At 33.4% G+C, this 20,194-nt stretch carries 14 protein-coding genes; all 14 read right to left on the bottom strand.

The genetic code is table 11. From position 1 onward, the window contains the following. Positions 1–65: 65 nt before the first annotated feature. Positions 66–827: a DUF4272 domain-containing protein gene (locus tag ACJJVT_RS09985; RefSeq protein WP_405398335.1), complete on the bottom strand. Its 762-nt coding sequence runs from the start codon at positions 825–827 to the stop codon at positions 66–68. A 102-nt stretch (positions 828–929) separates the two neighbouring features. Beyond that, on the bottom strand, positions 930–1,925 hold the full coding sequence (locus tag ACJJVT_RS09980; RefSeq protein ID WP_405398333.1) for a type IX secretion system membrane protein PorP/SprF: 996 nt from the start codon (positions 1,923–1,925) through the stop codon (positions 930–932). A gap of 6 nt (positions 1,926–1,931) precedes the next feature. Then, on the bottom strand, positions 1,932–6,830 hold the full coding sequence (locus tag ACJJVT_RS09975) for a BspA family leucine-rich repeat surface protein (protein WP_405398332.1): 4,899 nt from the start codon (positions 6,828–6,830) through the stop codon (positions 1,932–1,934). Between the two features lie 10 nt (positions 6,831–6,840). Next, positions 6,841–7,236, bottom strand: coding sequence for a hypothetical protein (locus ACJJVT_RS09970; protein WP_299795859.1), 396 nt, complete (start codon positions 7,234–7,236; stop codon positions 6,841–6,843). Between the two features lie 136 nt (positions 7,237–7,372). Then, positions 7,373–8,104: a LytR/AlgR family response regulator transcription factor gene (locus tag ACJJVT_RS09965; protein WP_405398331.1), complete on the bottom strand. Its 732-nt coding sequence runs from the start codon at positions 8,102–8,104 to the stop codon at positions 7,373–7,375. Further along, the gene (locus ACJJVT_RS09960) at positions 8,101–9,792 is read right to left on the bottom strand and encodes a tetratricopeptide repeat protein (RefSeq protein ID WP_405398329.1); all 1,692 of its coding nucleotides are present in this window, start codon (positions 9,790–9,792) and stop codon (positions 8,101–8,103) included. Before ACJJVT_RS09960 ends, ACJJVT_RS09965 begins: the two co-directional genes overlap by 4 nt. 61 nt (positions 9,793–9,853) lie before the next feature. Next, on the bottom strand, positions 9,854–10,843 hold the full coding sequence (locus ACJJVT_RS09955) for an SPFH domain-containing protein (RefSeq protein WP_405398328.1): 990 nt from the start codon (positions 10,841–10,843) through the stop codon (positions 9,854–9,856). Between the two features lie 138 nt (positions 10,844–10,981). Beyond that, a complete protein-coding gene (locus tag ACJJVT_RS09950) occupies positions 10,982–11,281 on the bottom strand; it encodes a hypothetical protein (RefSeq protein WP_299795848.1) in 300 nt (99 codons plus the stop codon). Positions 11,282–11,705: 424 nt separating this feature from the next. Beyond that, the gene (locus ACJJVT_RS09945) at positions 11,706–13,985 is read right to left on the bottom strand and encodes a hypothetical protein (protein WP_405398327.1); all 2,280 of its coding nucleotides are present in this window, start codon (positions 13,983–13,985) and stop codon (positions 11,706–11,708) included. Continuing rightward, positions 13,982–15,001 carry a hypothetical protein gene (locus tag ACJJVT_RS09940; protein ID WP_405398326.1) on the bottom strand — a complete coding sequence of 340 codons (1,020 nt, stop codon included), beginning with the start codon at positions 14,999–15,001 and terminating at the stop codon, positions 13,982–13,984. Before ACJJVT_RS09940 ends, ACJJVT_RS09945 begins: the two co-directional genes overlap by 4 nt. A gap of 29 nt (positions 15,002–15,030) precedes the next feature. Continuing rightward, entirely contained in the window at positions 15,031–15,216 is a 186-nt protein-coding gene (locus ACJJVT_RS09935) for a hypothetical protein (protein WP_299795839.1), read from the bottom strand. 37 nt (positions 15,217–15,253) lie between these two features. Then, positions 15,254–15,913: a sterol desaturase family protein gene (locus ACJJVT_RS09930; protein WP_405398324.1), complete on the bottom strand. Its 660-nt coding sequence runs from the start codon at positions 15,911–15,913 to the stop codon at positions 15,254–15,256. Between the two features lie 8 nt (positions 15,914–15,921). Continuing rightward, positions 15,922–17,280, bottom strand: coding sequence for a hypothetical protein (locus ACJJVT_RS09925; protein ID WP_405398322.1), 1,359 nt, complete (start codon positions 17,278–17,280; stop codon positions 15,922–15,924). Positions 17,281–17,451: 171 nt separating this feature from the next. Next, a complete protein-coding gene (locus tag ACJJVT_RS09920) occupies positions 17,452–20,190 on the bottom strand; it encodes a hypothetical protein (RefSeq protein WP_405398320.1) in 2,739 nt (912 codons plus the stop codon). Positions 20,191–20,194: the final 4 nt, after the last annotated feature.

The following is a 20,194-nucleotide window of genomic DNA, read 5'->3' as shown; positions in this document are numbered from 1 at the left end:
TATAAGATAACAGTAAATATTTTCGGTTCTACTACTAAGAAGAGGATTAACTACAGCTAATTTTTCTATGTACTCAAATCAGTGTCTTCCCAGCTGGTATCTTTAGAAACCATATAAGTTAAAGAATGTCTTCTTTCGTGAATAACACCACCATTACCCATAGGGTCAAAACCTGTAGGAACTGTATCACTACCTAATTGAGCACTTCTAACTGCGTTATGCAAACAGTAGAACAAGTCTTCTTTCTGCATCAAATCGTCTTTTGAGACTATTTCCTTATCCTTTATCCACTCTGCTATACTGCCATCTAATTTACATGTATGGTTTGTTAAAATATCTTGCATTTGATCGCCTGACATCATTTGCCCGGTTATTTCAGGTTCCATGTAGCCAAAATACCAAGCCAAAGGCCATGCGTTTTCAAATTTCCAACCTATAGCGTTTCTTGCTTGTTCATCATCTCTTGGTGTGTCTAAGATTACTTTTTCATCTTGGGTCATGAAATCTTCAAGATTATTATTATCAATAAAACTTAAGATGTGTTTTTTTGGTAAATTTTCTTCAGGTACCATTAACCATAGTACCAATGCTTTTATTGCATGTAGTCTATTTGCTATTTCTATAGAAGGTCTTAATTGTCTGCCTAAATCTGTTGGTAGCGAGATGGTAGGTTTAAAGCCGGCATTGAAACAAATATCCAGATTTTCTCTTCTTAAGTCAGTCATCCAAGAAATGTCATCATAAGAATTAAAAGAAGGCTTATTTTGAATTTCTTTTTTTGGTTCTTCATTATCTTTTGAACCGAATAGTTTTTTGAATATCCCCATATTGTTGTTGTTATTGAAGTTTAATTTTCTAACGTATTCGAATATACTTTGTTGCATTTTTAGATGCAAGAACCTAAGTATTTGAACGATAAACCAAATGGGTTAATTATTGGACTTGTATAAAAAGGTATTATATCTAGAGTTGTACCCACGATTTGAACGCCTATTTGAAAATAAGTTAACACCTAATGTGATTTGGTGAAATCCTCCATTACCTGTAACCAATCCTCCGAATTCACTTGAGTAGGTATATGATATTAAAAATCGGTCAAATTCAATACCAGCTATAGGTGTAATTAGATTGAAATTTTTCACTTCATTTTTTTCTAGGCTTCGTCTGTAGGATAGTGCAAACCATGCTCTTGCAGTGTCACCAAAGGTTTGGTACACTTTGGCGTTAATGTCCAATAAACTTTCGCCAGTATTTTCTATATATTGAAACATTGCTGATGGCTCAAATTGAAGGTTTTGTCCGCGACCAAAAAAATAGCCAACATTTAAAAGATATCTTCTAAGATTCAATGACTTAAATTCCGAGTTTTCTACTTCTCGCGTATTGAGTAAAATATTTTTAGCAGTGAGATAAGTAAAACCATCTAATTTGTGATAGGCAAAGCTTAAATCGCCATTGAAATAGGCTTCAGACCGTATTACTTGCGCAACAATAGGATCAAAATCAGCAAAAGTTCGTTGATCTAAATTATTTAGAACATAAGAAGCTGCTAAACCAAAAGATAGTTGGTCTAATGCTTCATAACTTCCAAAATTTAAATGATAGGCATAAGCCCCTTGAAATCCGACCTGAGAATGAAATCCGTTTTTATCATTAAAAATTAATCCGCCTAAAGCAGCGTTGTTTCCTATACTGCCATGCATACTTATTGTTTGCATTGCCGGTGAACCACTAACTCCGTTCCATTGTTGACGATGCGTTAGTCTTACTTTTGCGCTATTGCCAATACCAGCTGCACTTGGGTGTACCATAAATATATTGTCAGATAAATAATCTGAATAGACAGGCAGTGTGCCTTGTGCTCCTAAAAACTGAGTTAAGAACATACTTATTCCTGCTAATAAAAGATAAATTGATTTTTGCATGATTTTTTATCTTTTAATTAGGCTAAAATGTCCTCTTTTTTGTTCTCCTGAATCATGTACAATGACGTACCAATAATCATCTTCAGGCATTGATTTACCTTTGTATGTACCATCCCAACCCTCGGATTCAGGTCTGATTTGTTTTAGGATTTTTCCGAATCGATCCAGTACATATATGTAGTCAATAGTATTATCTACATCTTCAATGTTCCAAGTATCATGATACCCGTCGTTGTTTGGTGTAAAAAACGGTGAAATACCTTCAGTGATAACTTCTTCTTGTTGCTCTTCTTCTTCTTCTTCTTCCGCTTCTTCTTGCTCTGCTTCGTTAATTTCTTCTGTGGTAAATTCATTAGCGGAACATAATTCTGACTCTCCTGTATTTGTTATGGCAAAAACAGAAACAAAATACGTGCTATTTTCTTCTAGGGCATTAGTTACAGTATATGCTAAGACATTCTCTACAATGGTCTCTTCAATTTCTGTTCCACCTAAGCTAGTTCCAATGATTACTCTATAGGCTGTTGCCTCATTTACTGCTTGCCAGTTAATAGTTGGGTTAATAGAAACATCAGTACTTTCATCAGTTGGGTATGTAACTATAGGGGCTTCCGTTCCTGATACATCCCAAGAACATGTAGATGGGTTGAAGGTTGCTGTTTGACCGCAACTTGTAGTTGGCTTTTGAGGTTGACCTCCTGTTACGTCCCAAGAGCATGTTGCATTATTAAAGGTCGCTGTCTCCCAACATTCAGTTTCTGGTTCTGGGGCAGTTGTGCCAGTAACATCCCAAGAACATGTTATTGAATTAAACGTTACTGTTTGACCACATGATGCCGGTGGTTCAGGTTCTTGCGTTCCAGTTACCTCCCATGAGCATGTTGTATTATTAAAAGTCGCTGTCTCCCAGCATTCAGTTTCAGGTTCTGGGTCAGCTGTGCCAGTAACATCCCAAGAACACGTTGTAGAATTAAACGTTACTGTTTGACCACATGATGTTGGTGGTTCAGGTTCTTGCGTTCCAGTTACCTCCCATGAGCATGTTGTATTATTAAAAGTCGCTGTCTCCCAGCATTCAGTTTCAGGTTCTGGGTCAGCTGTGCCAGTAACATCCCAAGAACACGTTGTAGAATTAAACGTTACTGTTTGACCACATGATGTTGGTGGTTCAGGTTCTTGCGTTCCAGTTACCTCCCATGAGCATGTTGTATTATTAAAAGTCGCTGTCTCCCAGCATTCAGTTTCAGGTTCTGGGTCAGCTGTGCCAGTAACATCCCAAGAACACGTTGTAGAATTAAACGTTACTGTTTGGCCACATGATGCTGTTGGTTCCGGGTCTTGAGTTCCAGTTACTTCCCAAGAGCAAGTTGTATTATTAAAAGTAGCCGTTTCCCAACATTCCGTAGGGGGTTCTGGGTCTTGTGTTCCAGTTACTTCCCATGAGCATGTTGCAGTATTAAAAGTCGATGTCTCCCAACATTCTGTAGTGGGTTCTGGGTCTTGTGTTCCAGTTACGTCCCATGAACAAGTTACATTATTAAAAGTCGCTGTCTCCCAACATTCAGTTACTGGTTCTGGGTCTGCTGTTCCCGTAACATCCCAAGAACAAGTTGTTGAATTAAACGTTACTGTTTGACCACATGATGCCGTTGGTTCTGGGTCTTGTGTTCCGGTTACTTCCCATGAGCATGTTGCAGAATTAAAAGTCGCCGTTTCCCAACATTCTGTTGTAGGTTCTGGGTCTTGCGTTCCAGTTACTTCCCATGAGCATGTTGCAGTATTAAAAGTTGCCGTTTCCCAACATTCTGTAGTAGGTTCTGGATCTTGTGTTCCGGTTACGTCCCATGAGCACGTTGTATTATTAAAATTTGCTGTCTCCCAACATTCTGTAGTGGGTTCTGCGTCTTGAGTTCCAGTTACTTCCCATGAGCATGTTGCAGTATTAAAAGTTGCCGTTTCCCAACATTCCGTAGTAGGTTCTGGTTCTTGCGTTCCTGTTACGTCCCATGAGCATGTTGCAGTATTAAAAGTCGCGGTCTCCCAACATTCTGTTGTTGGTTCTGAATCTTGTGTTCCAGTTACTTCCCATGAGCATGTTGCAGTATTAAAAGTAGCGGTTTCCCAGCATTCTGTTGCCGGTTCTGCAGGTTGAACACAGGGTCCACAATCTTTTCCTCCATCAGTAATTATCCAGCTATCCGTTCCTGTCATGGTATTTCTTGCAGCTTCTCCATCGCAATATTTACTATTACCTCCAGAAAATGGTACACCAGGTTTTAAGGTTTGTGAATTCCATCCGTTTAATAATGCATCATAATTTGTAGTAGATAATGTTACAGACTGAAACATATTTTCAGCATTCTCAAGACTAGTAACATTCCAAGCCCCTATATTTTGATCAAAAGACGTAGCACCAGAAAACATAAGTTCCATATTATCTACGCTTCCTGTATTCCACCCTCCTATATTTTCATTAAAAGCTATAGCATCAGTGAACATTCGCCACATATCAGTAACTTTTGATGTATCCCAACCTCCGATATCTTGGTTGAAATTGTCCGTGCTTGAAAACATATTGGACATGTCTGTTACGGCAGAAGTATCCCAATTGGTAATATTGCCATTGAAGGCTTTAGCAGATCGGAACATGTTCTCCATGTTTGTAACTTGCGATGTTTTTGTTGCCCAATCTTCTAATTCTTTATCAAAAACGGTGCAACTTTGAAACATCCACCCCATGTCTGTTACATTAGAAACGTCCCATCCTCCAACGTCTTGATCAAAAGCAAAACAGCGATAAAACATCGCATTCATATTCTCTACATTAGAAACATCCCAATCCCCTATATCGTGATTAAAAACAAGACAACTTTGAAACATTGAGGCTGTATTTTCTACGATTGATAAATCTGGTTTATCTGTAAAATTCCCGTCTAAATTTTCACAGCCGTTGAAAGCATTTTGCATACTACTCCAAACTTGAGCTCCCCACTGGTCAATGGAAATAATCTTTTCTTTATCTAATTCATTATCAAAATATATCCTTGGAAAATTTCCTTGTATTCTTATAGTATAGATACCTGCTGTACCAAAATCATGGGTTACATTGCCTGTTAGTCCAATCTCATCAAAAACACCATCATTATTCCAATCTACATCGTAGTTATAGCCAGTACTTGCAGTAGGTATGGTTATTGAAGTAGCATTGGATGTACCTGGGTTATCGGTTTTCCATGTGGTTACGAAGTCGTCTAAGGGGTTTGATCCAGCTGTAATGTTTATGGTTACTTCATTTCTTTCAATCGTTAAATCAGTAACGATATCACTGGTTACTTCACAATAATAAACACCTGTATCTGTAGTTTGTACATTGGTTAGAGTTAACGTAGCATTTGTAGCTCCCGATATTGGTGAATTATCTTTAAACCATTGATACTTATTTTGGGTACCACTACAATTGGTTGTGATGGTAGTGTTGTCACCAGCGTTTAAGTCTCTTGTTTCAACGGCATCGACTTTTGCCTGAGGAGAGTCTCTAAATATAGATAGATTGGTATCGTACCAAGTGAATTCGGTTTCAAAATGTCCAAATTCAAATCGATTGTTCGAGAATGTGAAACTACTAAATTGAGGGGATGATGTGAAATCTGGAATAGTCCCTGATAATTGATTGTCCCCTAGATTTAGAGTTTCTAGCGTTGCAACATTCCCTAATTCCGTCGGTATTTGAGCTGTAAGTTGATTTTCGCTTAGAGTTAAGGTCGTTAGTTTAGCAAAGTTACCAAATGCAGTCGGTATTGTACCGCTTAGTTGATTACCACCTAGAGAAAGGTGAAAGAGTTCTGGTAAATTAGATAATTCTGGAGGTATCGTTCCGGTAAGTGAATTATTACTAAGGTTTATTTGTCTCACGTTAATCATTCCTTCTAATTCAGAAGGAATACTACCTGATAATTGGTTATCATATAGCGCAAGGTAGGTTAGACTAGTTAGGTTGCCGAATGTTATAGGAATCGCACCTGTAAGTAAATTGTTTTGTAAGTTAAGTGTTTTAAGACTAGACAGAGAACCCATCTGGGATGGTAAAACACCTGAAAACAAGTTATCATATGCCGAAAAAGAAATTAATTGGGTAAGATTGCCTATTGAAGAAGGAATACTTCCTGATAATTGATTTGTACGGATAGAAATAGACTCAAGGTTTACTAAATTACCAATATTAGAAGGTAGAGCGCCGGTAAACCCATTTCTGTCTAGGTATAAAGATTTTAATTGGATTAACTGCGTAAGTTCGTTTGGTATTGCACCACTTAAATCATTATTGACAAAACTTAAGGTTGTTAAGTTGATTAGATTTCCTATTTCTGTAGGGATAATACCTGTTATATCTCTGTTTTGGTCTATATTTAATTTTTTTAAATTTATTAGATTTCCCAAGGTAGTAGGCAAGGTTCCACTCAATTTATTAGAGCCTAATTCTAATTCTTCTAACGCCAGTAGATTTCCTATTTGGGTAGGTATTGTAGTTCCTGTTAAATCTGCATATTCTATTTCTAAAGTCTTTAAAAAAGGAAAATCACCAATTTCAGGAGGCAAACTTCCTGATAAATTGTTTTGGTCGTTGAACTGACTTAAATATATCCTTTCTATATGACCATCAACCACATCGATACCATACCATGCATCTGTCACGGGCTGAGTGAAATCCCAATCATCGGAAGTGTCTGCATCGTTCTGACTATTCCAGTTTGGTCCGTCTAAAGAATTATAAACCGCTTCTAAGGCTATTTTCTCTGCGGGTGTTACTTGGCTAAAGGAAAATGACACAATGAAAAAAAAGAGCAATAATAGATATTGTCTCCCTATTGGTTTCTTAGCGGCTAAACTAGTGGCTATTTTAAACATATTGTGGGTGTTATAATCTTAGGTTGACAAAAGCAGCGATTTCTCGTTGATCTTTTATAGATATGGCAACAGAATCTAGTATTACTTTTTTATTCGGATTCTTTAATTTTATGTATCCGTTTAAGGCACGGCTATCTATATGTATTTTATTGATATTGGCAAAAGGGTAGAAGGGTTGGTCCTTTAAACCAAGTAGCGTGATGCCTTCGTCATTCAATTCTAAAATAGGGGTTATCGGTTTTTTGTTAATACCAATGATTTTAGAAATAGAAATACTTAAGATTAAAATTGCTTGCCAGGCGAAATACTCTATTAACAGCCAACCAAAAATTAGTATAGCTACACCCATGGCAAAAAGAAAATACCATAGTATTAAATTCTCTTTCTTAAAATAGATTTTGGTCATTGTTAGGTTGGTCAAAGCCTAAGCGGCTTTTGTTGGTTTTGGTACCTAAATAACAAGAAATAGCTTAAAAAAGTGCTTTGGCGTCAACCCGATTGATAAGTGTCGTATCTTAATTGATATTCGCTGCTTTTAAAGCTTATCCGTTTGAGAGTATGGCTTTTATTTCAGACTTTCGCCTTGCAGAAATAGCAACGGTTTCGTTGTTTTTTAAAAGAATAGTATCGTTTTCAAGACTAAGAATATGTCTTTTGTTTACTAGATATGATTGATGAGTTCTTATAAAAATATCTTCAGGTAGTAATTCTTGATAATGCTTCAGATTTTTAGAAACTAGTATAGTCTCATTTTCTGTGACTACTTTTGTATAAGACCCATCAGATTGGCAATAAAGAATAGCATCAACTTCTAAAAGATACATTTTTTTTGCTGTTTTAAGAGCAATTTTTTGAATAGTAGATTCTCTGTTTTCTTTTAAGTTTTTTAATTGGGTTTTAGTTTCTTTCTCTACATATACCATAGATTCTACCCGTTTTAAAGTGTTTTTCAACTCTTCTGGTGCAATGGGTTTAAGTATGTAGTCAAAAGCATTATACTTAAATGCACGTATGGCAAATTCATTAAAAGCAGTAATGAAAACAAGTTTAAAATGTATTTGAGGCAATTGATCCAACAAATTAAAACCGCTGCCATCTTCAAGCTCAATATCTAGAAAAACCAAGTCTGGTTTACAATTGTTAAGCATGTCTTTTGCACCAGAAATTGATGCAGCTTCACCTACTACAACATATGAGCTGGAAATTAATTTCAGCATTTTTTTAATCAATTCCCTAACATTGATCTCATCATCTATGATTGCAATTTTAATCATTGGTGTAGGTTTAAGAAGATAGATACTTTGGTTCCATTATTATTTTCTAAGGCTTGTATAGAAAACTTTTTCTCCTCTCCTAAGCCTCTTAATCTTAATCGCTTTATAAATATATCTATAGCGTGTTCACGATTGTCACTGACTTTTTCTTTGTTATAGCCAACACCATTATCTATAATTTCTATATGGATATATTTGCCTTGCTCTGTAATGTTTATTTGAAGTAACCCTTTTTCATTTTTAGGTTTTAGACCATGCTCAATTGAATTTTCAATAAAAGGTTGTAGTAACATTGGCGGTAATTTTATCATTGAAACCTCAATGTCATCAGCTAAGTTTATTTCGTAGTTAAACTTATTTTCAAAGCGTAGCTGCTGCGTTTCTATATAGTTCTTTAAAATGTCAAGGTCTTCTTCTAAGGTAATTTGCTTTTTATTCACTACATCAAAATTCTGTCTAACCAACTTGGCAAAACGTGTAAGGTAGGTACTTGACTTTATGGGGTCTTCATCAAAAAACGTTTTCTGAATTGCTGTAAGCGCATTAAAAACAAAATGTGGATTCATTTGTGTTCTTAGTATCTTTTGTTCTAGTTCTAATTTCTGCTGTTTTAATTCTAATCTAGAATTTCTGTTCTTTTGAAAAACATACAAACCAAAGGCGAGTAAAAAGCTCAAAATTGCGCCTAAAATAATCTTGTTCTTTTTATTTAGTTCTAACTCTTTTTTTAAGTTCTCTTGTTCAATGAATTGTTCATTTTTTCTATTGATCAATTTCATTTTCTCCTCACTTTCGTAAGAATTGAGCAATTGAGTGACGGAATCTTTTTTTCTAATGAATTCTGGGATGCTTTTAAAATCTTCATCTTTTACAGCAGCTTCTATAAGCACTTCATAAATTTCTTGCTGTATAACATAGTGCTCTGTTTGTTCTTCAATGCCCAATGCTTCCTTGTAGATGGAAATACATTTTTTAGGGTCATTTTGTATTAAATGAACATAACCTAAATTTCTTAGGGCATTTGTATTTAATCTATCTACTTCCTTATTAAGTGCAATAGCTTTTTTATAATACCTAATTGCTTCATCAAAATTTTCTATTTGTTCTAATATGAAGCCTAAATTGTTATAAGAAGCAGACAAAGTCTCTTTGTCATCTAGGGCAATCTGAAGGTCAATAGCTTTTTTTACATGAACTATAGAAGAATCATAATCTCCCGCTAAAAAAGATAGATGACCTAAGGAGTTCAATGTTTTAGCTTCCCCTTTCCTGTCGCTGATTTCACGAAAAAAATTATAAGCAGTATTGGTATATATAGCAGCGGTATCTTGCTTAGAAAGCATAGCATATGAATCGCCCAATAACATATTTGTCTTGGCTAAATATTCTTTGTTAGATTCTTTATGGAATAAGTACAGTGCTTCATTTAAACTGCCTATTGCCTCAACGTCTTTTTCTAGCGTTGCTAATAACCTACCTTTTTCATGAAACAAAATAGCCCTTCTTTCATCTGATAAGTTTTCATATTTAATTAGGCTATCAATTTTCTGTAAGGATGGTCTTAAGTTTGTATTTGATATGAAATCTAAAAATTCACTATCCGTTAAAGTATTATTTTGACTACTTTTTTTGCAACAGGTAAACGAAACAATTATTAATAGAAGAATAAACAATTTAGTTTGTTTCATTTTTTTATAACCTGTGCATATTAATAAAAAGAAATTTAGATTTTTTGAAGATATGCTATTATTACATACTATCTAAAATTGCTTTTTTCTTATCGGCATATTCACTGTCTGAAATCAACTCCATCTCAAACAGTTCTTTTAGTTTTTTTAGTTTTACCATAGGGCTATCTATTGCTGGTTTTTGGTTTTCAGATACTTGGTTTATAGTTGAATTTGCTTGAGTGCCAGCATTCAAACCCATTAAAACACCTGCAGCACCAGCTTCATTATTAGCGGCATCTCGCATTGCGGCAATACGTTGCATTTCTGTGTATTCCACTCCGGCAATTTTAGCGGCTAAAACTTCTGCTTGTACGTCAGATATTTTTGCTATTCGGTCTACAGTTTCTTTATCGAACTGAGAGCCTTCTATTCTAAAATCCAATACTTCAAAACCCAGATCTGCAAAAACTGAAGCTGTTTTTTCCTTTGCTTCAACTGCTATGACATTTAGATTACTGTCAATGTCAACATAAGAGAATTTAGCATTTGCCAAATAATCTGTAATGGGTTGGGTTACCCTAGAAATGAAAACTTCTTTTAAATGAGAGTGACAGTACACTTCTTGACCAGCTATCACATTCTCAAAAAACCATTGCGGTTTTGTTATTCTAATGCTATAATTGCCAAATGCAGAAAGTAAAATTGGAAATGTGTAAATGGGGTCGGTATATGCAATAGGTACTCGAGTGCCCCAGCGCATATTTAAAATATCTGCTTTTCGATAAAACCAAATACCCACTACATGTTCACTCCCCTCACGTAAAGAGAGTAACTTTTTTAAAGAAGTTAAAAAAGGAGTGTTGTCAGATTTAAGGTCATAAATGCCTTCTTCAACTAAAACACTCTCTACTTTGCCTTCATAAGTTAATATGCAACCTTGACCAGGTTGAAGTATTAGCTTTGATACATTTTTAATTTCATTGCCTCTATCTGTGAACTTAATAAAAAGGTCCTTTTCATTTAGATCTTCCCATTGTATTACTGAACGAAATTGATTTGCTATATTCATTTAATTCTTGATATTAAGAGTCTTTGAAAACAATAATAGCAATAGTTCTTTTGTTCTACAATTTCAATTGATAAGCGTGAACATCTAGTTTGTAAGTATTATGAGTTTATACAAAAAAGCGTTTGGTTATCATGGTATTTAACCTTCAATTACATGAGTGTTAACTTTGTCAGAAGATTGATCTGGTTGTTTTTTAAGCTGTTCTACTGTATAGAAAGCACTTAATGCTGCCAATAATAGTGCAGGTAAAACTGCCATAAAAATACCATCGTCAATATCAGTATTTGTTAGTGCAAAAATTAAAATTATAGTGACTATTTCTACACCGAACCAAGTAAGTACCAATCTCCAAATCCATTTACTGGGTTTTATATTTTTTTCTTCGGCTATTGATCTGATTTTTTTGGTAAAATAACCAATTGCTAAAATTTCTAACATAGGTACTATTTTTAGGGTTGTAAATTAATTGGATATATATAACCCTAAAATGACATTTATATTTCTTTTACCAATAAACAATTTATATACGTAGTTATTTAATTTACAGGTGTGAAGATGAGGTAAGGGGAGTCGTATTTTAATTCCAAAAATTAGTGTAAATAATATGTGTTAATTATGAGTGTTATTAAGAACCTTTGGTAAATAGTAAGATTTAAGCGTCACATATTGTCTTCAGGTAATGATTTTAGAAAATATGTAATAAGGTCTTCTTACTCACAATTTTTAGTATTGTTTTTTACTAAAAGTTTCGGTAAACATATCATCAACTAAATCCTCAAAATTTAAGGTTTTTGCTCTTTATTTTTTACACATCGTAAACTCTTTTTATAACTAAGTTTTTTAAATTCCTAATGCCTAAATTTTACTGCGATGTATAAAGTTTAAAATAGCTACACTCATCAATAATCATATTATAAAAATCGGTCGATGAATATTCTTCTTCTAAAGTTTTGAAGCTTTTATATTGAGGCAATTTAAATGTATAATATTCATTCTCTTTTACCTCAAAAGTTGCTGAAACGCCTACATTATAAAAACGATTTAATTCACACTTAGCCATTAGATATAAACAGCGTGCATTAAGCTCTCTATCCGTAGAAAGGTCTATGGTATTTTGATAATACTGCATGGCAACAGAACTCATATCAAAATAGTTTTTGTCATGTAGAAATATGGTAGATAAATTATAGTTTTCTTTATTTTTAATTATGGCATCTGCTTCCTTAATTTGATCATTAAAGGTGTAACTATAACTACAGCAGTTAGAATTACTGGTTAAGAGTCCTCTGTAATACCCTGTGTTAGATATGTTGAAGTAATAATTACCTAAAAGATAATTGGCGAGTTTAACTTTCCATTGCTTTTCATCTTGCCTTAATTGCTCTAAAGCAATCAAATTTTCTGCTAGTTGTTTTCTGCTAAATGTAGTGGCGATAAATGGGAAGGCTTTATACACTTCATCTGCCATAACCTCACTTTCTACACAATCAAAACATTCTTTTATGTTGTTACTAAAAATTAATGCTGGTATTGATTTCTTGCCTACATACGTTTTGTTTTTATTAAAAAATACTAATGCTTGCTTAGGGTTTTGTTCATATAAATAATACAGCCCTTTTTGGTAATTGATATAGTCTAAATAGTTTACTTTATTATTTGTATTTATATGAATCAGTTGTTTTTCGTAATCACTTTTATTAGGTTTTAAATAGAATTTTTCTAAATCATTTAAAAGTTCTAATGATTGTATTTTATTGGTATTCTGGATACTATTATGGACTAAAAACGATTTAGCGATTTCACCATTGTTTAAATAGGTATGAGCTATTTTATCTAAAATGATTAAACGCCAATCTTCTGCACTTTCATCTTTCTTAATGGGGTTTTCTAGTAAAACTTTATGAATGTAATTTTCATTTTCTGGGCTAATAGTTTCCCAAGTAAATACCTCATAAACAATGTTTAATATTTTCTTTTGATCAGAGAATGTCTTTACTTCTTTTAATTTGTGCTTGGCTGCAGTAAGGTCTTTGTTTACAAAAGATAAATAGGAGCTAGCCATTCTCCAGAAATCTTTATTCTTTACCCCCGAAGCTATTTGCTGTTCTGCTACCTGTAATAAGTTAGCATGTTTATTATTAGCTTTTAGATAAGGTAATTCCTTTTTATGCTCGTAACTGTCGGTTTCCCAAACATCGCGTTCTACATTGCTTAATGCACGCATAAATAGTAATTCTACGCGGGCATCATTTGCGTCTAATGCAATAAATTTTTTAATGTTGTTAATTTCATCTGAAAAATCTCGTAGACTACGAATTAACAGTAAGTCTTTTTCATCTTCAATTCCCTTAGAATAGTGCGCACCATCTACATTTTTAAATGTGCAAAAATTAAAGCTGTTAAACGCAGTTTTTTTTCTGTCTACACTCTTGTTAAGTACTTTGGTAAAATAGTAGGCTGCTAGGTCATAATTGCCTGAAGAGTAATGACAACCGGCAACCTGATCTAATATGTAATAATATATTTCATTTTTAGTCACTTTATTCTTGATCGTATTTTCAAAAAAAGTAATAGCCTCACTATAATTTTTTGTGTAATGCAATGCCCTAATTATTTGATAATAATACCTTGCTTTTAATTGCTCATTAGTTATCGTACTTAACAAAGTATTCGCTTCAGCAACTAAAGCTTGCGCATCTTGTTCTTTATATTCTGACTGCAATAAGGCTTTTTCATAATCCCAAGTACTTCTTGCACTTCTATAGCTAAACATTTCGCTACATTTTTGAGCAAATGCTAAATAAGTTTTTGCATTTTTTTCTAAGGCTGAGTTCTTATTCTCCCAATTAAACTGGTCATAATTGTAAACCGCTTTCTCAATTTCTTTAGTAGTCCATTTGGTTAGAATACTTTCCCAAAGTTTTACATTTCCTTTTGGGTAGACTTTTTTAGCGTTTGCATCATAGTAATAATGCTCTTCATAAAAATGGTTGTATTCATCACGCAAAAAAGGATAGAATTCTTCTGCAGAAATATTAGTTTGCTTAAATAGATTATAAAAGCCACCATACCATTCTCCGCCACCACAAGCCAGGGTAATTGATGTGCAAAATAGTGTTATTAACGTGAGTATATTTTTCATAATTCGATTATAATTTTTTCTAAATCTAAGCTGTTCAAAGCATTGTCATCTAAATGATAAAAGATGACATCATCAATATTCAACTTGCTATTTTTTACTGTTTTATACGATGTAATAATCTCTTTTTCAGAAAGTTCTTCTAATTTTAGGTTATAGCCTTTACTTAAGTAAAATCCTTTATACAAAGTATCTTTTAAAATAGAAAAATTAGTCTCGTCTACTTTTTCAAAATGACTATCATTCTCTAAAATAGAACGTTCTGTATCTTTTATTATTTTTATTTTGTTTGATGTGTTTGTTACTATCGTTTGAGAAAAGAGAGGTAACCCAATGCTTAGTTTTAAAGGGTAACTGGTATCTGTATTTATATATTTTTGAACTATTCTGTTTTCTAAAATTGAATTCTCTTTTTGGTTTTTTAAATCACCAATATTATACAACATTAAGGTTCCCATTTTTACAGGCGGAATACCGGTTTTCTTCTGAAATTTTATTTGATGTAATCGAATTGTGGTAGATATTTCAAATTCTTTTTGCATTAATCTTAAAAACTCAAAATAGGCATTCTTTGTAGTCTGTGTCCAATCACAATCAATCTGAATTGTGCTTAGTTTTTTATGAAATTGCTTTTCACTTATTTCATGTATTAATCGGGTAGTGCGCTCCGCTAAACCTTGAATGTCAATTTCATCGTTAAATACTTTATTTGTAATATATACCACGGGTACTATATCAAAATCATGATACGCCTTATCAACTTCTCTTAATAGATATACAGGGTAAATACCATCGTTTTGCAAATCATTTTCGTCTACCAAATTCAGGTCGAAGTAATGCAAATACACCTTTTTGCTATCAGCTAATATTAAGGCGTTTTTATATGAATCAGTAAACTTTGCTTTAGCTTTCCAATGATAAAAAGAAATATTCTTTGTTTCATTTGTATTAGCACAACTGTAGAGCAGGGTAGCGCCCAATAGTATTAGAACTATTATTTTAAAATGTTGTGTTTTCATTACTTTAAACATTTTGCAGGGAGATGTCATTAAAATCTAGCCATTGTACTACCATCTGTTAACCACGTAATGATATAAAATATTAGTACGTATGCTATGGTACAGCTTAACAACCATACGGCTGCTTTCTTCTTCTTTTTAATTAACGCCCTTATGGCAAGTATTATTAGTAATAAAGGTAACCCAACAATAATAAGTAGTAAAATTATAATCATTGAACCTGTATTAATTTGCAGTATCTGTATTACAATATTATTGAGGCTTATAATAGGTGCCAAATATTTTATCCCAAATTACAGTATAAAATCCAAAATTTTGATTGGCTTGTTGGTGATGAGTTTTATGAAATACATGGTTGCCAAACAGCAATGGTTGCTTGGTTGATTGTGTATTTAAATGCCCAATAACACCTAATGCCCAGTTTAAAAATATGAATGCTAGAAAACTATAAATGTTGAGTTGAATAAAAAAGGCGCAAACCGTTAAAAGCAACCCAAAGAGAAAAGTTTCTGAAGGTGCCATAACATATAAACTTATAGCATTAAAAAATTTATGAGCATGATGTTTTTTATGAAACTTGTTAAATGGCCAAACAAAGTGAGATACCAAATGTAGTAAGTACATAACCAAATCAAAAGTGAAAAAGAGTATAGCAAAATCCAGGAAAAAATTAGTGTCTATTGTAAACCTAATGTATTCATTAATGTATAAATAGTAACCAGGTATGGCTATCACAATATTAATAAGTACGACTAATATACTATTTATAATATCAGGTTTCGTAAGCGTTAATGTTTTGTGGTTGTATACTTTAGACCAGGTATAGCTAATTGCAATTGTACATAAATACATAAGAATATTGGCGGCAATTAAGCCGCCCCAAAATGTATATGGATTATCTAGTAATTGCATATAGTTTTTTACCAAATTAAAGGTTCAATATCTTGCCAAATAACCCAACGGTTGCTTTCTTTTACATTCATATCTGTTACTAAGGTTTTGTCTCTTTCTGTTACTGTTAAGTCAAACTTTATAATGTAACCAGAGAACGTACCAATTACTAAGTGTGTTTTATCAGCAGAATAATCCATGCTCATAATAGTACCTCCAACATGTAAATAGGCTTTGTCCTGTGGGTTCTTAGGATTTACATACCAGATATAGCCATTATTGGAACCTAATAAATAACCGTCTTTAAATGGCAGTATAGAGAAGACCCAAAGATTGTCATTCATAACATCAAAACGTTCATCAAAATCTTGATACCATGATGTATTTGCCTCTATTGGTAAATGGTTTAAGTCCATACCAATTACACCACTTTGTTGATAATGACATGAACCTAAGGCGATATGATTTAAAGTATCATGAAAAGCTACGGTATGTGGGTATTCTGAACGTGCCTGAACTTTACCTGTTGTTTGAAAATGACTGTCTATTTCTTCTAAAATAAAATGTTCACTTGATTGAAAACCAGTAGCTATTTTAGTGTTGTCTGGGGATAATGCAGCGTGGAAATAATCTAAGTTGACTTCAAAAGTTTCGTCTTCATCATATTCTTCATAGAAACTCTCTATAAAATGGGGAAGCATTTCTTGTGTTGGAAATACACATTCACTAACCTGATTACCAACTATAAAAATACCGTTCGTAGTCGCCAATAACACTCGTTTGCCATCATTGAAAACATTAGCACTTAGAACTATAAGACCTTCTTTTTTAAAATTGGCAACTTTTATGTTTTCTGTTGCTTTGCCGTATCCTTTAGGGTATTTGAAAATATGTATTGGTTCTGCATCCCAATCATTATACACCTGTACTTCTTTTTTAGTAACCTTAACTACAAATTCTTTGTTTGCTGAAATTCCTATAGCACGAACTCCTTTTTGCTTGGTTACGTTATCATCTTCTAATAAATAAACATTGCCGTCATCCAAATAAATATTACCATCTGCACGAACTACAATTTTATCATCTTTTAATACAATAACTTGGTTTATACTTCTAGAGATTCCGCCATAAAATTGCTCGAATGGTTCATACGCTGGCGGAAATAATTCACGTAGTTTTTTATGCTCTCCATTCTTATTCAGTTCTATGGCTTTATGGTAAACAGCCTCTGCCATATCTGCACGAGTTTCATGGGGCTCTTCTGGACCATCACCATCTTTATATATGGCATCTAAAAATGCATTTAGTTGATTTTTAAATTGTTTACCTTCTTTTGTCCATCTTTCAGATAAAACTGTTGTTGTATCTTTTTTACTGAATAATCCCATAATTTTTTTCTTGGTTGTAGTTGATTGAACTTCTAAGAAAAAGGATTATTGTTAAGAATATCTCACTAATTTGTATTCGTATCTATCTAATTTATATTAGTCCGTTTTCATATAGAAAATGATATCTAAAAGAATGGATTTAGCAATATTAAATGAACGGAGTCTTTTGGTTTATTCTTTAATGAATAGCTTTAAAAGGGCTTCTTTGGTCAGGCTAGTTTCCCAAACTAAACGTTCTCCTTTATCATATTTTAAGTAAGTATAGGTTTTACTGTCCTTAGCATAACGAATATGACCACCGTCGTAAAAATCATTATTAAGAATTATACCTGTTGCTAAAAGCTTATTGTCAACATAAGAATACATAGTCACCTCACCATCAACAAACAGCCTTTCTGGGTTAAGGAAGTTTTTGTACGTAAACTGCTTAATATGTTTTAAACTAGGATATGCCTTTAATAAAACTCCTTCTTTTTTCAAGGTGATGAGTAATTTGTCATCATCTAAAGAATAATTAATATCATAGCGTGCTTCATGATAATTAATATCGATTGCAGTTATTTTATTTTCATGATAATCTAGTGTGCCTGCCGACACATCAACATCAGAATATACTTCTACTTTAGCTTTCGTGTGTTCTTCATTCAAATACGTAGCTCTGAACATCACCAGATCTGAATCTTTTTCAGCAACCTTAAATCCGGTATCAGAATAGATAACTGTATTTCGTATTCTTTGATTTACATCATCTTTTGTTACTATAGTTTTTACAAGTTTTCCTTTGTCATATTCATGAAAGTGTAGCCGGTCTTCTGTATGTTCCATAAACCTGCCCTGATAGGGTCTGCCAGATTTATATTGCATAGAATCTACAACAACAAGAGTTTCATAGTCATTAAAACCCAAATATTGTGTACCAGATATTTCCCCGTTTTCATAATGGGTAAATGAGGCTAGTATAGGTTCGAATTTATAAAAATCGCCATTAAAAGGTTTGCCGTTTTTGTACACACCTTTGGCAATTTCTCCTTTTGGATTTTTTAATTGAGGATATGATTCGGTTAAAATAATTCCCTTATCGTATTCTGCCTGCCTTCCTATTACTTCTTCTAACCCGGTTTCAATAATTTCTTTTTCTATCCCTTGTTTTAGACCGTTTTTGTAGGTTGTAGATGTATGGTCATTTATAACCGTCCCTTTAATAGGCTTCCCTTTTTTATAGATGCAAGTAGTCTTCTTGTCTAAATCCTTTTCATAAAATTCTATTGATCCGTGGCGTTCGTTATTCTTATGAAAACCCCCTACACTCAAATCTCTATTATCTTCATCTTGCTCAATAAAAACACCTTCTTTTATTCCGTTCTTATAGGTAGTCATTTCTTTAGTATACGATATGTAGTGAACGCCATTGTACGGTAGACCATCTTTAAAAGTTATGGCGTAGGTTTTATCTTCTGCAACTACAGTCTGTGCACTAATGATTCCGTTTTCGTATGAGGTGTCACCAATAAAAACGATGCTGTCATTTTCATAATCAAACTTAAAATCGTCTATTTTAACAGTAAGCCCATTTTCATAGTGCGTTCTGGTATAGTTGTTACATACTTGACCCGTGTACGGTTCCCCTTTTTTATAAATACATTCGCAAATGTCTCCATCTATGAGGTTACTATAAACCTTTCCAGTAAGTAAATCATTCTCATATTCTTGTTGTTCTTCTATTTCACCTTCACTGTTGTATTGAATGAACGAACCATGTTTTTTTCCATCTTTATAAGAAGAAAAGAATAAGCTGTAGGGGTTATAGAAGGTTCCGTTCCAAGGTTTATGGTCTTTGTAGATTCCTTTTGCATATTCTTTCCCGTCCTTCAAGAAATAGGCACTTTCCCCGTTTTTATCGTGATTTTGAATATGTTCATATGCCTTCACCTGCTTCAAGCTATCAGAATAAAATGTAGTTTGTTTGCCATCTAAGCTCCCTTCTTTATAGCTTGAAATTATGTTTTCATAATTATCTACGAATTCACCCTCCCAATGTTCTCCATCTTTATTTATACCTTTTGTGATGGCTACTTTGTTTCTTGAGTAGCCTATTTCCTTACCTTCTAATTTTCCGTTGACATATGTTTTTAAGTTACTATAGCTAAAAACAGTTCCGTTATACGGTCTGTCATCTTTATAATCAACTTTTGAGAACAATGTACCATCGTCAGAAAAAGTAGCATACTCACCATATAATTTGCCATTTTTAAAATGCATATAGTCTTCTAAACCTATGGCATCATCCTCTTTATTTATAAAAAACGTAGCTAACATTCCGTTTTTTATATTTCTATTTACGTATTCATTTCGACCTATTTTTTTTCCTTTTTTATCAAAATATATCGTGATGTCAATACTATCATTCTGTTGTAATTTCTCTTGCGCTAATTGGTCAGAGTTTTCATAAAACATTTGCTGCCCAATATGTTTTCCTTCTTTGTATATAGGAATGTATCCGTTAAAGCAACAAGGGTGAATGAAAGTGCCTTCCCAACCGTGACCATTTTTATATTCCCCTTTTGCTCTTAAGAATCCGTTTTTTGAATACACGATAGATTCTCCGTTAAGAATATCATCAGTATACTGTCTACTCTCTAAAAGCTGACCATTTTCATGGTACCATTGTACTTTTCCTTGATTAGTTTCGTCTTCTAGATTTGACCAATAGCCATCCATTTGAATATTTCCGCTAATGAAATAATCTTTTACATGATACAAATCACCTTCTTTTTCTAGTGGTACCGGTCTGAAAAATGCTGCACTAGCTTTTTCAGTTCTATGCCAGTCAGCATCAAAATAGAGCGTATCTTTTTGTGCAGTTATGTGGGCACTAAAAACTAGAAAGAGTAGGGGGAGTATGTTTTTCATTATA

The organism is Maribacter sp. Asnod2-G09 (genome assembly GCF_045063795.1).
GTDB lineage: Bacteria > Bacteroidota > Bacteroidia > Flavobacteriales > Flavobacteriaceae > Maribacter.
This window is presented reverse-complemented; position numbering and strand designations above follow the sequence as displayed.

Coding starts and splice junctions, on each gene's coding strand:
- ACJJVT_RS09985 (WP_405398335.1), bottom strand. CDS start 827: ATGGGGATATTCAAAAAACTATTCGGTTCAAAAGATAATGAAGAACCA.
- ACJJVT_RS09980 (WP_405398333.1), bottom strand. CDS start 1,925: ATGCAAAAATCAATTTATCTTTTATTAGCAGGAATAAGTATGTTCTTA.
- ACJJVT_RS09975 (WP_405398332.1), bottom strand. CDS start 6,830: ATGTTTAAAATAGCCACTAGTTTAGCCGCTAAGAAACCAATAGGGAGA.
- ACJJVT_RS09970 (WP_299795859.1), bottom strand. CDS start 7,236: ATGACCAAAATCTATTTTAAGAAAGAGAATTTAATACTATGGTATTTT.
- ACJJVT_RS09965 (WP_405398331.1), bottom strand. CDS start 8,104: ATGATTAAAATTGCAATCATAGATGATGAGATCAATGTTAGGGAATTG.
- ACJJVT_RS09960 (WP_405398329.1), bottom strand. CDS start 9,792: ATGAAACAAACTAAATTGTTTATTCTTCTATTAATAATTGTTTCGTTT.
- ACJJVT_RS09955 (WP_405398328.1), bottom strand. CDS start 10,843: ATGAATATAGCAAATCAATTTCGTTCAGTAATACAATGGGAAGATCTA.
- ACJJVT_RS09950 (WP_299795848.1), bottom strand. CDS start 11,281: ATGTTAGAAATTTTAGCAATTGGTTATTTTACCAAAAAAATCAGATCA.
- ACJJVT_RS09945 (WP_405398327.1), bottom strand. CDS start 13,985: ATGAAAAATATACTCACGTTAATAACACTATTTTGCACATCAATTACC.
- ACJJVT_RS09940 (WP_405398326.1), bottom strand. CDS start 15,001: ATGAAAACACAACATTTTAAAATAATAGTTCTAATACTATTGGGCGCT.
- ACJJVT_RS09935 (WP_299795839.1), bottom strand. CDS start 15,216: ATGATTATAATTTTACTACTTATTATTGTTGGGTTACCTTTATTACTA.
- ACJJVT_RS09930 (WP_405398324.1), bottom strand. CDS start 15,913: ATGCAATTACTAGATAATCCATATACATTTTGGGGCGGCTTAATTGCC.
- ACJJVT_RS09925 (WP_405398322.1), bottom strand. CDS start 17,280: ATGGGATTATTCAGTAAAAAAGATACAACAACAGTTTTATCTGAAAGA.
- ACJJVT_RS09920 (WP_405398320.1), bottom strand. CDS start 20,190: ATGAAAAACATACTCCCCCTACTCTTTCTAGTTTTTAGTGCCCACATA.